General features: G+C 63.3%; 19 protein-coding genes. 18 read left to right on the top strand and 1 reads right to left on the bottom strand.

From position 1 onward, the window contains the following. Positions 1–2 precede the first annotated feature (2 nt). Positions 3–677 carry an HAD family hydrolase gene (locus QSV36_RS02785; protein WP_289129630.1) on the top strand — a complete coding sequence of 225 codons (675 nt, stop codon included), beginning with the start codon at positions 3–5 and terminating at the stop codon, positions 675–677. Positions 678–683: 6 nt separating this feature from the next. Next, positions 684–1,673: a S49 family peptidase gene (locus tag QSV36_RS02790; RefSeq protein ID WP_289129633.1), complete on the top strand. Its 990-nt coding sequence runs from the start codon at positions 684–686 to the stop codon at positions 1,671–1,673. Between the two features lie 36 nt (positions 1,674–1,709). Here QSV36_RS02790 and QSV36_RS02795 read toward each other — a convergent pair whose 3' ends face one another. Next, positions 1,710–2,288 carry a Maf family protein gene (locus tag QSV36_RS02795; RefSeq protein ID WP_289129636.1) on the bottom strand — a complete coding sequence of 193 codons (579 nt, stop codon included), beginning with the start codon at positions 2,286–2,288 and terminating at the stop codon, positions 1,710–1,712. Positions 2,289–2,385: 97 nt separating this feature from the next. On the opposite strand from QSV36_RS02795, the gene QSV36_RS02800 reads away from it, so the two are divergent. From QSV36_RS02800 to QSV36_RS02875, 16 genes are all read left to right on the top strand, one after another. Continuing rightward, entirely contained in the window at positions 2,386–2,913 is a 528-nt protein-coding gene (locus tag QSV36_RS02800) for a YceD family protein (protein ID WP_012313431.1), read from the top strand. A gap of 13 nt (positions 2,914–2,926) precedes the next feature. Continuing rightward, positions 2,927–3,109: a 50S ribosomal protein L32 gene (rpmF, locus tag QSV36_RS02805; protein WP_010223221.1), complete on the top strand. Its 183-nt coding sequence runs from the start codon at positions 2,927–2,929 to the stop codon at positions 3,107–3,109. 3 nt (positions 3,110–3,112) lie between these two features. Continuing rightward, positions 3,113–4,123 carry a phosphate acyltransferase PlsX gene (plsX, locus tag QSV36_RS02810; protein WP_353853209.1) on the top strand — a complete coding sequence of 337 codons (1,011 nt, stop codon included), beginning with the start codon at positions 3,113–3,115 and terminating at the stop codon, positions 4,121–4,123. A 192-nt stretch (positions 4,124–4,315) separates the two neighbouring features. Further along, positions 4,316–5,254, top strand: coding sequence for an ACP S-malonyltransferase (gene fabD / locus QSV36_RS02815; protein WP_289129639.1), 939 nt, complete (start codon positions 4,316–4,318; stop codon positions 5,252–5,254). Positions 5,255–5,269: 15 nt separating this feature from the next. After that, the gene (gene fabG / locus QSV36_RS02820) at positions 5,270–6,010 is read left to right on the top strand and encodes a 3-oxoacyl-ACP reductase FabG (protein WP_003247160.1); all 741 of its coding nucleotides are present in this window, start codon (positions 5,270–5,272) and stop codon (positions 6,008–6,010) included. A gap of 202 nt (positions 6,011–6,212) precedes the next feature. Next, on the top strand, positions 6,213–6,449 hold the full coding sequence (gene acpP, locus QSV36_RS02825; protein WP_016715141.1) for an acyl carrier protein: 237 nt from the start codon (positions 6,213–6,215) through the stop codon (positions 6,447–6,449). Positions 6,450–6,635: 186 nt separating this feature from the next. Further along, the gene (gene fabF, locus QSV36_RS02830; protein ID WP_012271164.1) at positions 6,636–7,880 is read left to right on the top strand and encodes a beta-ketoacyl-ACP synthase II; all 1,245 of its coding nucleotides are present in this window, start codon (positions 6,636–6,638) and stop codon (positions 7,878–7,880) included. Then, complete coding sequence (pabC, locus tag QSV36_RS02835; protein ID WP_289129641.1) at positions 7,880–8,695, top strand: aminodeoxychorismate lyase; 816 nt, start codon at positions 7,880–7,882, stop codon at positions 8,693–8,695. Before fabF ends, pabC begins: the two co-directional genes overlap by 1 nt. Positions 8,696–8,699: 4 nt before the next feature. Then, positions 8,700–9,887 (top strand): endolytic transglycosylase MltG, encoded by a 1,188-nt coding sequence (gene mltG / locus QSV36_RS02840; RefSeq protein ID WP_289129643.1) that lies wholly within the window; start codon positions 8,700–8,702, stop codon positions 9,885–9,887. A 9-nt stretch (positions 9,888–9,896) separates the two neighbouring features. Further along, a complete protein-coding gene (gene tmk, locus QSV36_RS02845; protein WP_289129645.1) occupies positions 9,897–10,529 on the top strand; it encodes a dTMP kinase in 633 nt (210 codons plus the stop codon). Next, positions 10,522–11,508: a DNA polymerase III subunit delta' gene (locus tag QSV36_RS02850; RefSeq protein ID WP_289129648.1), complete on the top strand. Its 987-nt coding sequence runs from the start codon at positions 10,522–10,524 to the stop codon at positions 11,506–11,508. Before tmk ends, QSV36_RS02850 begins: the two co-directional genes overlap by 8 nt. 30 nt (positions 11,509–11,538) lie before the next feature. Continuing rightward, positions 11,539–12,321, top strand: coding sequence for a TatD family hydrolase (locus tag QSV36_RS02855; protein ID WP_289129650.1), 783 nt, complete (start codon positions 11,539–11,541; stop codon positions 12,319–12,321). A gap of 372 nt (positions 12,322–12,693) precedes the next feature. Next, positions 12,694–13,329 carry a TetR/AcrR family transcriptional regulator gene (locus QSV36_RS02860; RefSeq protein WP_003260720.1) on the top strand — a complete coding sequence of 212 codons (636 nt, stop codon included), beginning with the start codon at positions 12,694–12,696 and terminating at the stop codon, positions 13,327–13,329. A gap of 107 nt (positions 13,330–13,436) precedes the next feature. Further along, entirely contained in the window at positions 13,437–14,405 is a 969-nt protein-coding gene (locus tag QSV36_RS02865) for a GTP 3',8-cyclase MoaA (protein WP_289129651.1), read from the top strand. Positions 14,406–14,471: 66 nt separating this feature from the next. Further along, complete coding sequence (locus QSV36_RS02870; protein WP_225776883.1) at positions 14,472–15,077, top strand: DUF4823 domain-containing protein; 606 nt, start codon at positions 14,472–14,474, stop codon at positions 15,075–15,077. 10 nt (positions 15,078–15,087) lie between these two features. After that, positions 15,088–15,645, top strand: a complete 558-nt coding sequence (locus QSV36_RS02875) for a DUF1285 domain-containing protein (protein WP_289129653.1) — start codon at positions 15,088–15,090, stop codon at positions 15,643–15,645. Positions 15,646–15,668: the final 23 nt, after the last annotated feature.

The following is a 15,668-nucleotide window of genomic DNA, read 5'->3' on the forward strand; positions in this document are numbered from 1 at the left end:
CTATGAAAAAGGGCTATGAGCTACTGATCTTCGACTGGGATGGCACGCTGGCCGACTCCATCGGGCGCATCGTCGAGGCCATGAACGCCGCCGCCGAGCGTGCCGGTGAGGGGCAAAGCAGCGATGATGCGATCAAGGGCATCATCGGCCTGGCCCTGGGCGAGGCGATCCACACCCTGTACCCGCACCTGGTGCCTGCGCAAGTCGAAAGCTTCCGTCAGCACTATGCCGATATCTACATGGCCCTGGATCAGCAGCCCTCGCCGCTGTTCGATGGCGTGGTGGAGTCGCTGGATGCCTTCCGTGCCGAGGGTTACCGCCTGGCGGTGGCCACCGGCAAGGCGCGCCGTGGGCTGGACCGGGTGCTCAAGGCCAATGGGCTGGAGCAGTTCTTCGACATCACCCGCGCAGCCGACGAGACCCGCGGCAAGCCGCACCCGCGCATGCTCGAGGAAATTCTCGGCCATTGCGCTGTCGAACCGGGGCGCGCGCTGATGGTTGGCGATTCGGCGTTTGACCTGCAGATGGCCAGCAATGCCGGCATGCATTCGGCGGCCGTAGGCTATGGCGCCATGTCGCTGCAGGCGCTGGCCGAGTTCGGGCCGCAGGTGTGCCTCGATCACTTTTCCCAGTTACGCGAGTGGCTGGGCGGTTCCGTAATCCCTTTTCCAAGGTAGGTAAGCATGGCAGACGAATGGAAAGCTCCTGAGGCCGAACCCGAGGAGCGCGAAGCGCGCAAAAGCTGGCAGTTGCTGGAAAAGACCCTGCTGGCGAACGTTCAGGAACATCGCCGGTCGCGCCGCTGGGGGATCTTCTTCAAGCTGCTGACCTTCGTCTACCTGTTCGGCATCCTGGCGTTGTTCACGCCGCTGATGGACATGGACAAGGCCGCGTCGCGCAGTGTCAGCCACACCGCGCTGGTCGAGGTGCGCGGGATGATTGCCGATCAGGAACCCGCCAGCGCCGACAATATCGTCAAAAGCCTGCGCGAGGCGTTCAGGGACGGCAAGACCAAGGCCGTGGTAATGCGCATCAACAGCCCGGGTGGCAGCCCGGTGCAGGCGGGCTATGTGTATGACGAAATCCGCCGTCTGCGTGCCGAGTACCCGGCCATCAAGCTGTACGCGGTCATCGCGGACCTGGGGGCTTCCGGTGCCTACTACATCGCCAGTGCGGCGGACGAGATCTACGCCGACAAGGCCAGCCTGGTGGGTTCCATCGGGGTGACTGCGGCGGGTTACGGCTTTGTCGGTACCATGGAGAAGCTGGGTGTCGAGCGGCGTGCCTATACCTCGGGCGAGCACAAGGCCTTCCTCGACCCGTTCTCGCCGGAAAAGCCCGACGAGACCCGGTTCTGGCAGGGGGTGCTGGATACCACCCACAAGCAATTCATCGCCATGGTCAAGCAGGGGCGTGGCGAACGCCTGAAGGACAGGGAGCACCCGGAGCTGTTCAGCGGCCTGGTCTGGTCGGGTGAGCAGGCCAAGGAGCTGGGGCTGGTCGATGGGCTCGGCAGTGCCAGCTACGTGGCGCGCGAGATCGTCGGCGAGAAAGAGCTGGTGGATTTCACCGTACAGGAATCGCCGCTCGACCGTTTCTCCAAGCGCGTAGGGGCCAGCGTGGCCGAGCACCTGGCGATGTGGATGGGGTTCCAGGGGCCGCAATTGCGCTGAACGAGATTGTCGGGGCCGCAATGCGGCCCCAAAGCCTCAAGGGATGACCACGCCTTCCTTGGTCAACATATCCACCAGCCGAATCAAAGGCAGCCCAATCAGGCTGGTCGCATCACACCCGTGCGTGCTCTGGAACAGGCTCACCCCCAGCCCCTCCGCCTTGAAGCTGCCAGCGCAATCCAGCGGCTGCTCTGCTGCCACATAGCGCTCCACCTGCTCGCGGCTCAGTTCACGCAAGGTCACGGTAAACGGCACGCAGTCCACCTGGCATGCTCCCGTGGCGCTGTTCAGCAATGCCAGCCCGGTCAGAAAGCTCACTTGTTGCCCGCTGCATTCCAGCAGTTGCTCGCAGGCGCGCTCGAAGGTGTGCGGCTTGCCCAGTACCTGTTCGCCCAGCACCGCAACCTGGTCCGAACCAATGATCAGGTGCGCGGGGTGACTGCCCGCCAGCGCTTCTGCCTTTTGCCTGGCCAGGCGGCGCACCAGCTCTGCCGCCGGTTCGCCATTCAGGCGCTGTTCGTCTATGTCAGGGCTTGCCCAGGTGAAAGGCAGGCGCAGGCGTGCGAGCAGTTCGCGGCGATAGGCAGAGCTGGAAGCCAGTAGCAGGGGAAGCATGGTAGACTCCTGAATCGGTTGAACCAAATTCTATCACGCACGATGCCGCCGAATTTCCTTTGACAGGGGCGGGGGGCATCCCTAGAATGCTGCGCCTATGTTGAATGACCCGATTCCACCTCACGTTGACCCGCGCAAATTGGCTGATCGTGGCGTAACCCTCAACGGTTCGCTGCAACTCGCTGATTTGGAAAGACTCTGCGACCCGCTTTCCGACAATGTCGGTACGGTGCAGGCGAAGTTCGATTTTGAACGAGATGAACAGCACGTGGTGGTTATCCACAGCGAGCTGGACGTCGAGGTCAAGATGGTTTGCCAGCGTTGTCTTGAGCTGGTCACCCTGCCGATCCACAGCGAATGCACATACGCCGTGGTGAAGGAGGGTGCGAATACCCAGTCGTTGCCGAAAGGCTATGACGTGCTGGAACTGGGCGAAGATCCATTGGATCTGCAGGCATTGATCGAGGAAGAGCTTCTGCTCGCCTTGCCGATCGTGCCTGCTCACCATCCGGAAGAATGCCAGCAGCCGGCGGGCGCAGACGAGCCCGAATCGAGCAAGGACGAGGTATCGCGGTCCAACCCGTTCAGTGTTTTGGCGCAGTTAAAGCGTGACCCAAACGTTTAGGAGTTAATCAATTATGGCTGTTCAGCAGAACAAAAAATCCCGCTCTGCCCGTGACATGCGCCGTTCGCACGACGCCCTGTCGGAAAACGCGCTGTCGGTAGAGAAAACCACCGGTGAAGTACACCTGCGCCACCACGTTTCGCCAGAAGGCGTATACCGTGGTCGCAAAGTGATCGACAAGGGCGCTGACGAGTAATCCTTGTCCGCTCAGATCATCGCGATCGACGCAATGGGCGGGGACTTCGGTCCCCGCAGCATTGTCCAGGCTAGCATTGCCTGCCTTTCGGCTACTCCCTCGCTGCACCTGACCCTCGTCGGTCAACCCTCCCTCCTTGAAGATCTTGTCAGCGGCCTTGCGGCTGCGGATCGCGCGCGTCTGCAGATTGTGGCCGCCAGCGAGGTGGTCGGCATGGACGAGCGGCCCTCCCAGGCGTTGCGCGGCAAGCCCGATTCGTCGATGCGCATTGCTCTCGAACTGGTGCGCGATGGCAAGGCCCAGGCCTGCGTCAGTGCTGGCAACACCGGCGCGCTGATGGCGCTGTCGCGTTTCGTGCTCAAGACCCTGCCGGGGATCGATCGGCCTGCCATGGTGGCGGCGATCCCGACCCAGTCTGGCTATTGTCAGCTGCTCGACCTGGGGGCCAACGTCGACTGCAGCGCCGAAAACCTCTATCAGTTCGCCGTGATGGGCTCGGTGGCCGCGCAGGCGTTGGGTGTGCACAGGCCGCGTGTGGCGCTGCTGAACATCGGCACCGAAGACATCAAGGGCAACCAGCAGGTCAAGTTGGCGGCCAGCCTGCTGCAGAATGCTCGCGGGCTCAACTACGTCGGCTTCGTCGAAGGCGATGGGTTGTATCGTGGCGAGGCCGATGTGGTGGTCTGCGACGGGTTTGTTGGCAATATCCTGCTCAAGTCCAGCGAAGGCTTGGCAACCATGATCGGTGCACGCATCGAGCAGTTGTTCAAGGGTGGCCTGTTGTCGCGGGCCGCTGGCGCCATGGCGATGCCGCTGCTCAAGCGCCTGCAGGCCGATCTGGCGCCGGCGCGGCACAATGGGGCAAGCTTCCTCGGGTTGCAGGGCATCGTCATCAAGAGCCATGGCTCGGCGGGCGTGCAGGGCTTCCAGAGTGCCATACAGCGGGCGTTGATCGAGATCCAGGAAAACCTGCCGCAGCGCTTGCACGGGCGGCTGGAGGACCTGTTGCCTTGACGTGTACCGGCCCCTGCGTGGGGTACCCCCGCGCAGGGGCCGGTACAGGCTGACAAAGACTTTAGGCATATCGCCGATGAAGTGCTTAAATGTGACCGCTTGGTCCGCGTCTCCATCCAAGCTTTCAGATTCCGCGCCTGGCCCAGGGCCTGGCGCACCCTATCCGACGACAAGATCATAAGGGCTTGTTCAATGTCTGCATCTCTCGCATTCGTCTTTCCCGGTCAAGGTTCCCAGTCGCTGGGCATGCTCGCCGAGCTCGGCGCCGAGAAGCCAGTGATCATCGAAACCTTCAAGGAAGCTTCCGAGGCACTCGGTTACGACCTGTGGAAGCTGGTCCAGGAAGGCCCGGAAGAGCAACTCAACCAGACCGACAAGACCCAGCCGGCCATTCTCACCGCGTCCATTGCGCTGTGGCGCCTGTGGCTGGAAGAAGGCGGCGCACAGCCCGCTTTCGTTTCCGGTCACAGCCTGGGTGAATACAGTGCCCTGGTCGCTGCGGGCAGCATCAGCCTGAAAGACGCCGTGCGCCTGGTCGAACGTCGTGGCCAGCTGATGCAGGAAGCCGTGCCGGCCGGGCATGGCGCCATGGCCGCCATTCTTGGCCTGGACGACGCCGTGGTGGTTGAGATCTGCGCCGAAGCGGCCGAAGACGAGGTGGTCAGCGCGGTCAACTTCAACTCGCCAGGCCAGGTGGTCATCGCCGGCAACAAGGCCGCGGTGGACCGTGCCATGGAGCTGTGCAAGGCCAAGGGTGCCAAGCGCGCCCTGCCACTGGCGGTCAGCGTACCGTCGCACTGCGCGCTGATGAAGCCGGCTGCCGAGCGCTTTGCCGACTCGGTCAACGCCATCGAATGGAAGGCCCCGCAGATCCCGGTCGTGCAGAACGTCACCGCTGCCGTCGCCGCTGATCTCGACGCCCTCAAGCAGGACCTGCTGGCGCAGCTGTACCAGCCGGTGCGCTGGGTCGAATGCGTGCAGACCCTGGCGGCCAACGGTGCCGTCAACCTGGTCGAGTGCGGCCCCGGCAAGGTGCTGGCCGGCCTGAACAAGCGTTGCGCCGACGGTGTGACCACCTACAACCTCAACACCCCTGACGCCGTCGCCGCCACCCGCGCGGCGCTGGCCTGATTTGGAGAAGCTTGCATGAGCCTGCAAGGTAAAGTTGCACTGGTCACCGGCGCCAGCCGTGGCATTGGCCAGGCCATCGCCCTCGAGCTGGGTCGCCAGGGTGCGACCGTGATCGGTACCGCCACTTCGGCTTCCGGCGCCGAGCGCATCGCGGCCACCCTGAAAGAGCACGGTATCACCGGTACCGGCATGGAACTGAACGTGACCAGCGCGGAGTCGGTCGAGGCTGTGCTGGCCGCCATCGGCGAACAGTTCGGCGCGCCTGCCATCCTGGTCAACAACGCCGGCATCACCCGTGACAACCTCATGCTGCGCATGAAGGACGACGAGTGGTTCGACGTGATCGATACCAACCTGAACAGCCTCTACCGTCTGTCCAAGGGCGTGCTGCGTGGCATGACCAAGGCGCGTTGGGGTCGTATCATCAGCATCGGCTCGGTCGTCGGTGCCATGGGTAACGCCGGCCAGGCCAACTACGCGGCCGCCAAGGCGGGCCTCGAAGGTTTCAGTCGCGCCCTGGCGCGTGAAGTGGGCTCGCGTGGCATCACCGTCAACTCGGTGACCCCGGGCTTCATCGATACCGACATGACCCGCGAACTGCCGGAAGCGCAGCGTGAAGCCCTGCAGACCCAGATCCCGCTGGGCCGCCTGGGCCAGGCCGACGAAATCGCCAAGGTGGTTTCGTTCCTGGCATCCGACGGCGCAGCCTACGTCACCGGCGCTACCGTGCCGGTCAACGGCGGGATGTACATGTAACACTGCAACTCAATGTGACGGATTTCGTAAAAAAAGAGTCATACTGCGAGCCTAAAATCCGTTATAAAGCTGCAACCAGATTCCAGGCAGCGGGTACGGTGACTGGCCTGAAAGTGCGTTTAGCTTGAAAAGCGAACGTCTTTCTATAAAATTAGCCACCGGCCAGCTGCCTGACATATATCCATTAGGAGTAAACCTAGGTATGAGCAACATCGAAGAACGCGTCAAGAAAATCGTCGCCGAGCAACTGGGCGTCAAGGAAGAGGAAGTGACTCTCGAGAAGTCCTTCGTCGATGACCTGGGTGCCGATTCGCTTGACACCGTTGAGCTGGTGATGGCTCTGGAAGAGGAATTCGAGACCGAAATCCCTGACGAAGAAGCCGAGAAGATCACTACCGTTCAAGCTGCCGTAGACTACGTCAAAGCCCACCAGGCCTAAGACGCTCTAGTCGACGCTACTTGTCGGGGAAAACCGCACTGCCTTCGCCGGCGTGCGGTTTTTTCTTTGCGAGCGCCCGTGTTTTCCAGGCTGCCTCGTTCACCGCGCACCAAGAGCCTGTTGCCATTCCATTCCTGCGCTTGAATGCAATGGCAAGAGACTCTGTTATTAGAAAAGGAGAGTACTGTGTCGCGTAGACGCGTCGTGGTCACCGGTATGGGTATGCTGTCGCCACTGGGTACCGATGTACCGAGCACCTGGCAGGGCATTCTGGCTGGCCGCAGTGGCATCGGTCCGATCGAACACACGGACCTGTCTGCCTACTCCACCCGTTTTGGCGGCTCGGTGAAAGGCTTCGAGGTCGAGCAATACCTGTCGGCCAAAGAGGCCCGCAAGCTCGACCTGTTCATCCAGTACGGCCTGGCGGCCGGTTTCCAGGCAGTGCGTAATGCCGGCCTGGAGGTCACCGACGCCAACCGCGAGCGTATCGGCGTGGCCATGGGCTCGGGTATCGGTGGCCTGACCAACATCGAGGAAACCAGCCGTACCCTGCACGACTCGGGGCCGCGGCGCATTTCGCCGTTCTTCGTGCCAGGCTCGATCATCAACATGATCTCCGGCTTCCTGTCGATCCACCTGGGCCTGCAGGGGCCGAACTATGCCATCGCCACGGCGTGCACCACCGGCACGCACTGCATCGGCATGGCCGCGCGCAACATTGCCTACGGTGAAGCCGACGTGATGATCGCCGGTGGCGCCGAAATGGCTGCCTGCGGCCTGGGCATGGGCGGTTTCGGTGCCTCGCGTGCACTGTCCACCCGCAACGATGAGCCAAGCCGGGCCAGCCGTCCGTGGGACAAGGGCCGTGACGGCTTCGTGCTGTCTGACGGTGCCGGTGCCTTGGTGCTTGAAGAGCTGGAGCACGCCAAGGCGCGCGGCGCGACCATCTATGCCGAGCTGGTCGGCTTCGGCATGAGCGGTGATGCCTACCACATGACATCGCCGCCGGACACCGGTGAAGGCGCTGCCCGCTGCATGGCCAACGCCCTGCGCGATGCCGGCATCCAGCCGGAAGAGGTCAGCTACATCAACGCCCATGGCACCTCGACGCCGGCAGGCGACGTGGCCGAAGTGGCGGCGATCAAGCGCGTGTTCGGTGAGCATGCCTACAAGCTGGCGGTCAGCTCGACCAAGTCGATGACCGGCCACCTGCTGGGCGCTGCCGGTGCGGTGGAAGCGATCTTCAGCGTCCTGGCCATCAACAGCCAGATGGCGCCGCCGACCATCAACCTGGACGAGCCGGACGAAGGTTGCGACCTCGACTTCGTGCCGCACCAGGCGCGCAGCATGCCGATCGACGTGGTGCTGTCCAACTCGTTCGGTTTCGGCGGGACCAACGGTTCGCTGGTATTCCGCCGGTTCGCCGGTTGATGCACAGCTGGATCGACGGCCAGCCCGCAGCTGCAGTCAACCTGCAGAACCGCGGCCTGGCCTACGGCGATGGCCTGTTCGAGACCATCGCCGTGCACGGTGGCCGGCCCAGCCTGCTGGATGGCCACCTCGCCCGCCTGGCGCTGGGTTGCCAGCGTCTGTCCATCAATGCCGACCTGGCACGGGTGCGCGACGAACTCCTGCGCTATGCCAGCCAGCTTGGTGATGGCGTTGCCAAACTCATCCTTACCCGGGGCGATAGCCAGCGCGGCTATGCCCCGATTGCCGATGCCGTGCCACGGCGTATCCTGCAGGGCAGCCCGTTGCCCAGCTATCCTGTGGAACATGCCGAGCAGGGTGTGCGGCTGTTCCTGTGCCAGACCCGGCTTGGCGAGCAACCCCTGCTGGCCGGGTTGAAACACCTCAACCGCCTGGAGCAGGTGCTGGCCCGTGCCGAATGGCAGGACAGCGAACATGCCGAAGGCTTGATGCGGGACGGGCACGGCAGGCTGATCGAAGGGGTGTACAGCAACCTGTTCCTGGTGCGCGACGGCCAGCTGTTCACGGCTGACCTCAGCCGTTGCGGTGTCGCCGGCGTCATGCGCGCGGCACTGCTGCAAGAGGCCGTGCGGCTGGGCATTCCGGCGCAGGTCTGCGACCTGCCGTTCGAGGCGCTGGAGCAGGCAGATGAAGCATTTGTTTGCAATAGCGTCTACGGTGTCTGGCCTGTGCGTGGTGTAGCCGCGCTAAACTGGTCGCCGGGCCCGCTCACTCGTAAACTGCAGGCCGTTGCCCGTACGTTACTGGAAACCTGAATTCGTGAGACGCAAATTCCTGCTGCTGCTGGAAATGAGCCTGATCCTCGCCGGCCTGGCCGTGGGCTGGTCGGCCTGGAAGGTCAACTCGGTGCTGGAGCAGCCCTTGCACGTGACGCAGGAACGCCTGCTCGACGTGCCCAATGGTACCAACCCCAACCGCATGTTCTATCGCATGCAAAGCGAAGGGTTGCTGGACGACGCCGTCTGGTTGCGCCTGTACTGGCGCTTCAACATGGCCGGCACGCCTTTGCACACCGGTGAGTACCGCCTGACCCCCGGCATGACCGTCGAGCAGCTGTTCGATGCCTGGCGGCGGGCCGACGTGGTCCAGTACAACCTGACCCTGGTCGAAGGCTGGACCTTCCGTCAGGTGCGTAGCGCCGTGGCCAGGCATGAAAAGATCAAGCACACCCTGGATGGCCTGTCGGATGCCGAAGTCATGGACCGGCTCGGCCATACCGGCGTGTTCCCTGAGGGGCGCTTCTTCCCCGACACCTACCGCTTCGTGCGCGGCATGAGTGACGTCGAGCTGCTGCAGCAGGCATACATGCGCCTGGATGAAGTGCTGGCCAAGGAGTGGGCAGAGCGCGCCACCGATCTGCCGTACCGCGACCCGTACCAGGCCCTGATCATGGCCTCGCTGGTGGAGAAGGAAACCGGTATCCCCCAGGAGCGCGGGCAGATTGCCGGCGTCTTCGTGCGGCGCCTGCGCCTGGGCATGATGCTGCAGACCGACCCGACGGTGATCTATGGCATGGGTGAACGCTACAACGGCAAGATCACCCGCGCCGACCTGCGCGAGCCAACGCCGTACAATACCTACACCATGACCGGCCTGCCGCCGACGCCGATCGCCATGGTCGGCCGCGAGGCGATTCATGCGGCGCTCAACCCGTCCGATGGCACCAGCCTGTACTTCGTCGCCCGTGGCGATGGCAGCCACGTATTCTCCGACGACCTCGACGACCACAACTCGGCGGTGCGCGAGTTTCAGCTCAAGCGCCGTGCCGACTACCGTTCCAGCCCTGCGCCACAGCCCCAGCCAGGTGCCGACGAGGCCGCCGCGCCCGAAGCGCCGGCGGTGGATGAGCCGGCGGAGCAGCCAGCGCCCGATCAGCCGCCTGCACAGGATGCCCCTGTCGGCGGCGCGCAAGCGGCGGAACGGCCGACGCCTGACGAACAACATTAAGGACTGCCTGTGAGCGGCTTGTTTATTACTTTGGAAGGCCCCGAAGGCGCGGGCAAGAGCACCAACCGTGACTACCTGGCCGCGCGCCTTCGCGAGCACGGCCTGGACGTGGTGCTGACCCGTGAACCTGGTGGTACACCGCTGGCTGAGAAGGTGCGTGAATTGCTGTTGGCGCCCAGCGATGAAAGCATGGCGGCCGACACCGAACTGCTGCTGGTGTTCGCTGCTCGTGCCCAGCACCTGGCCCAGGTGATCCGCCCGGCGCTGGCCCGCGGGGCTGTGGTGTTGTGTGATCGCTTTACCGATGCCACCTATGCCTATCAGGGCGGCGGCCGCGGTCTGCCTGTGGAGCGTATCGCCAGCCTGGAGCAATTCGTCCAGGGTGACCTGCGCCCGGACCTGACCCTGGTCTTCGACCTGCCGGTCGAAGTGGGCCTGGCTCGCGCCGCGGCGCGCGGCCGTCTTGACCGTTTCGAGCAGGAAGGCCAGGCGTTCTTCGAAGCGGTGCGCCAGGCTTACCTGCAGCGCGCCCAGCGTGCGCCACAGCGCTACAACCTGCTGGACGCAGCCCAGCCTCTGGCCACCGTGCAGCGCGCCATCGATGCGCTGCTGCCTGGTATCGTGGAGCGATGCCGTGGCTGAGGCCTTTCCCTGGCAGCAGGCTCTCTGGCAACAACTGGCTGGCCGCAGCCAGCACGCTCACGCATACCTGCTGCATGGGCCGCAGGGTATCGGCAAACGAGCCCTGGCCGAGCGCCTCATGGCGTATCTGCTGTGCCAGCAGCCCCAAGGCCTGGAGGCCTGTGGCGGATGCAAGTCCTGCCTGTTGCTGAAGGCCGGCAGCCACCCGGACAATTTTGTCCTCGAGCCCGAGGAAGCCGACAAGCCGATCAAGGTCGACCAGGTGCGCGATCTGGTGGCTTTCGTGGTGCAGACAGCACAGCAGGGTGGGCGCAAGGTAGTGCTGATCGAACCGGTGGAAGCGATGAACATCAACGCCTCCAACGCCCTGCTCAAGAGCCTCGAAGAGCCTTCCGGCGATACCGTGCTGCTGCTGGTTTCCCATCAGCCCAGTCGCTTGCTGCCTACCATCAAGAGCCGCTGCCAGCAGGTTGCCTGCCCGCAGCCCAGCCTGGCGCAGAGCCGGGCCTGGCTGGCGAGTGCGCTACCTGACAGTGACGAGGCCGAGCGTGATGAATTGCTGACGCTGGCTGCCGGCTCACCGTTGCTGGCAGTCAGCCTGCAGGCGCAAGGCGTGCGCGAGCAGCGGGCCCTGGTGACCGACGGGGTGAAGAAGCTGCTCAAGCAGCAGCAATCGCCCAGCCAGCTGGCCGAGGCCTGGAACAACGTGCCGCTGTTGCTGCTGTTCGACTGGTTCTGCGATTGGGCGCAGCTGATCTTGCGCTACCAATTGACCCAGGACGAGGAGGGGCTAGGCTTGGCCGATATGCGCAAGGTAGTGCAGTACCTGGCGCAGAAGAGCCGTCAGGCCAAGGTGCTGGAGGTGCAGGCGTGGCTCCTGGAGCAACGCCAGAAGGTGCTAGGCAAGGCCAACCTCAATCGCGCCCTGTTGCTTGAGTCGCTGCTGGCACACTGGCTGCAATTGCCGGGCGCCCGCTGATTTTCATTTTTCCATGTGTGCCGTCATCCCATGCTCGTAGATTCCCATTGCCACCTTGACCGGCTTGACCTCAGCGCTCACCAGGGCTCTCTCGATGCTGCCTTGCAGGCGGCGCGTGAGCGCGGGGTCGGGCATTTCCTGTGTATCGGCGTCAGTGCCGAAAATGCCGGCGCGGTGAAGGCGCTGAGTGAGCGGTATGCTGATGTCGACTGTTCGGTGGGCGTGCACCCGTTGGACCTGGCCCCAGGCGAAACCCCGGCGCTGGAATGGCTGCTGCGCGAGCTGGCCCACCCGCATGTGGTGGCGATTGGCGAAACCGGGCTGGATTACCACTACGAGCCGGAGGCTGCCGAGCTGCAGCAGGCTTCGTTCCGCCTGCACCTGGAGGCTTCGCGGCAGACCGGCAAGCCGGTGATCGTGCATACCCGCGCGGCGCGCGCCGACACCCTGGCGCTGCTGCGCGAGGCTGCTCTGCCGCAGGCGGGGGTGTTGCACTGCTTCACCGAAGACTGGGCGATGGCCAAGGCTGCGCTGGACCTGGGGTATTACATCTCGCTCTCTGGCATCGTCACATTCCGTAATGCCGATGCCCTGCGTGAGGTGGCGCGGCAAGTTCCGGTCGATCGGCTGCTGGTGGAAACCGATTCGCCGTATCTGGCGCCGATCCCGCATCGCGGCAAGCCGAACCTGCCACAGTACGTGCGCGAGGTAGCGGAGTATGTGGCGTCGTTGCGCGGGGCCAGTTATGAGCAGTTGGCCGAACAGACCACGGCCAACTTCAAGCGCTTGTTCCCGCTGGCACGCGTGGCTTGATTCACAAAGGGTAGGGGCCCGTTGCCCACCCTCATGCCCCCTGCAAGCGCACAAAAAAAACCCGGGTTCTGGGGGGGGAATCCGGGTTAAGACCATTAGGAGTAAAACAAAGGTACGCGGTCCCTGAGCACCTTTATCGGCGCGCCACTTGGGGGGGATGCGCCGCGCCAACACTTGAAGTATTGGCCAGGTTTGGCGCAGTGCCAGTGCCTGTTGGTCGTTTTTTAAACAGATTTGGAATACGCCGGCGTTTCATTCCTCCCGCAGCGCATGGCTGTATGCATCATGAAACATAGACATGCGTGGATGATCCGTGCAATTTGCCGCAAGTTAGGCATAATAAACCGCTTCGATTGTCATCCAGTCCTTCCTATGCAGAAAGAACCTCGTAAGGTCCGTGAGTTTCGCCGTCGCGAACAGGAAATCCTCGATACCGCGCTCAAACTGTTCCTTGAACAGGGTGAAGACAGCGTCACCGTCGAGATGATCGCCGACGCCGTGGGCATCGGCAAAGGCACGATCTACAAGCACTTCAAGTCCAAGGCGGAGATCTACCTGCGCCTGATGCTCGACTACGAGCGCGACCTGAACGCGCTGTTGCATTCGGCCGACGTTGACCGCGACAAGGAAGCCCTGTCGCGCGCCTACTTCGAGTTCCGCATGCGCGATCCGCAGCGTTACCGGCTGTTCGACCGTCTGGAAGAAAAGGTGGTCAAGGGCAACCAGGTACCGGAAATGGTCGAGCAGTTGCACAGCATCCGTGCTTCCAACTTCGACCGCCTGACCCAGCTGATCAAGGGCCGTATCAGCGAAGGCAAGCTCGAAGACGTGCCGCCGTATTTCCACTACTGCGCTGCCTGGGCGCTGGTGCATGGCGCCGTGGCGCTGTACCACTCGCCGTTCTGGAGCAACGTGCTGGAGGACCAGGAAGGCTTCTTCCAGTTCCTCATGGACATTGGCGTACGCATGGGCAACAAGCGCAAACGCGACCCGGAACCCTCGAACTGAAGCATTTCGAGGAGGCCACCTGAAACCGGCATCAGGTGGGGGGGCTTGCAAAAACCTGATTTATGAGTCAGGTTTTGTCGGCCCCATCACCCATGCCGGAGTCATTCATGATCGTCGATCGTCAAGGCAGGCGATTTCGCAACCTGCGTGTCAGCCTGACGGCTGCCTGCAATTATGCCTGCACCTACTGCGTCCCCGACGGCAAGCGCCTGGTGGCGGCGCAGGACGAGTTGCCGGCAGCTTCTCTGGCCCGTGGCGTCGCCTACCTTATCGAGGCGGCTGGCATCGAGCGCTTGCGTATCACTGGCGGTGAGCCACTGGTCAGCCCGCGTCTGGAGAACTTTCTGGCTGCCGTGGCCAGGCTCGAGCTCAACGATATCTCGCTGACTACAAATGGCCAGCTGCTGACGCGCAAATTGCCACAGCTGCAGGCGGCGGGTATTCGCCGGCTCAATGTTTCCCTTGATACGCTGGATCCTCGGGCCTTTCGCCGTATTGCCCGAGGAGGAGACCTGGCCAGTGTGCTGGCGGGTATGGAGCAGGCTGGCGCGCTTGGCATGCAGGTCAAGGTGAACATGGTGCCGATGCGCGGGCACAACCTCGACCAGGTGCTGCCGCTGTTGGACTACTGCCTGGCGCGCGGGTTCGAACTGCGTTTCATCGAGCTCATGCGCATGGGCCACCTGGCCCGTGACCACAACGCCTTCCTGCAGCAATTCGTCGGCCTTGATCAGTTGCTGGCCCTGATCGCTGACAAGCATGCCTTTGCCCAGGTGGACGCGCCGCTCGACGCCACCGCCCTGCGTTATCAAATCCCGGGCAAAGGCCATTTCGGTGTAATCGCCAACGAGAGCCTACCGTTCTGCCGCAGCTGCTCCCGGCTGCGCCTGTCGTCCACGGGCTGGCTGCATGGCTGCCTGTCTTCGGGGAGTCGCCACTTCGTTGGCGACTTGCTGGAAAAGCCCCGCCACCAGGCGCTCCCGGCCCTGCAACGCCTGCTGGTCAAGGCCCTGGCAGACAAGCAGGATGTAGCCTTTTCCGGTGACGTGATGGTGATGAAGGTGATCGGCGGCTGAAGCTGGCGCAAAAGCTGCATCCGCCGGCTATCCGCCGGTTTTTCGTCGCCGGCCACTGGAGGAAAGATGCGTAGCCTGGTTTTGCTGCTGGCGCTGATGGCGCTGGGCGGTTGCATGAATGTCAGCGATATGGGCGAGGGCGTCCGCTATCACTTGAGCGATGCCGGTTTGCTGGACCACAGCGATACCCGTCGCACCCTGTCGATTCGCCTGCAGCCCGACTCGTTCATCTTCATCGGCCAGGGCGCGTTCGTGCCGCCGGGCAAGGGGCCGGTGCCACGGCAGAACGCAGTGGCCGAGCAGGCGTTCAAGAGTTTCGTCGAATACTTCCCGCTGGTACGCCGTGCCCAGGGCCCGCTGGGCCTGGAAGAGGCCATCGCCCAGGCGCGCTCGGTGGGGGCCGATTATGTGCTGTACACCCGCTTTGCCCGTACCGACGACCGAATCGGTAATGGCGACGAGTGGTACGACGAACAGGCGGTCGACCGCTTGGGCTGGGACACTGGCGTGGTGCAGATGATGCTGATCGAGACCAACACCCGTTACCTGATCGACACCGCGCGTATCAAGAGCCGTGGCGGTTTGTTGACGTTCCATGACAACACCCCGGAGGATTTGCTTGCGGCACCGATGCGCGAGTACGCTCGTAGCCTTCTGGGGATGAGTGAGTGAGGCAGGTGTGATGAGCAATTCCGGCAAGGCCAATGATCTGCTGGCGCAGGTTCCCAAGGTCAAGGGCCTGCCGCCAGTGCATCTGTGGAACCCGGATTTCTGCGGTGACATCGACATGCGCATCGCCCGCGATGGCACCTGGTATTACCTGGGCACCCCCATCGGGCGCAAGCCGATGGTGCGGCTGTTTTCCACCATCATCCGCCGCGATGGCGATGCCTACTACCTGGTCACCCCGGTGGAAAAAGTGGGCATCCGCGTTGACGATGCGCCGTTCGTGGCGGTGGCGCTGGACGTACAAGGGGAAGGGGAGCAGCAGGTGCTGCGCTTCACCAGCAATGTGGAGGATCAGGTGGAGGCCGGGCCTGCCAATCCGCTGCGGGTGGTGACCGACCCGCAGACCCAGGAGCCGTCGCCGTATGTGCTGATGCGCAGCAACCTCGATGCCCTGATCCATCGCAATGTGTTCTACCAACTGGTGGAGCTGGCGGTACCGCGGGAGATCGACGGTGAGGAGTGGCTCGGTGTGTGGAGCCACGGTGTGTTTTACCCGATCGGACGCTGCTGACGGCGATGCAACGAAAAAGCCCC

Origin of the sequence: Pseudomonas sp. BCRC 81390, from assembly GCF_030341915.1 — a bacterium.
GTDB lineage: Bacteria > Pseudomonadota > Gammaproteobacteria > Pseudomonadales > Pseudomonadaceae > Aquipseudomonas.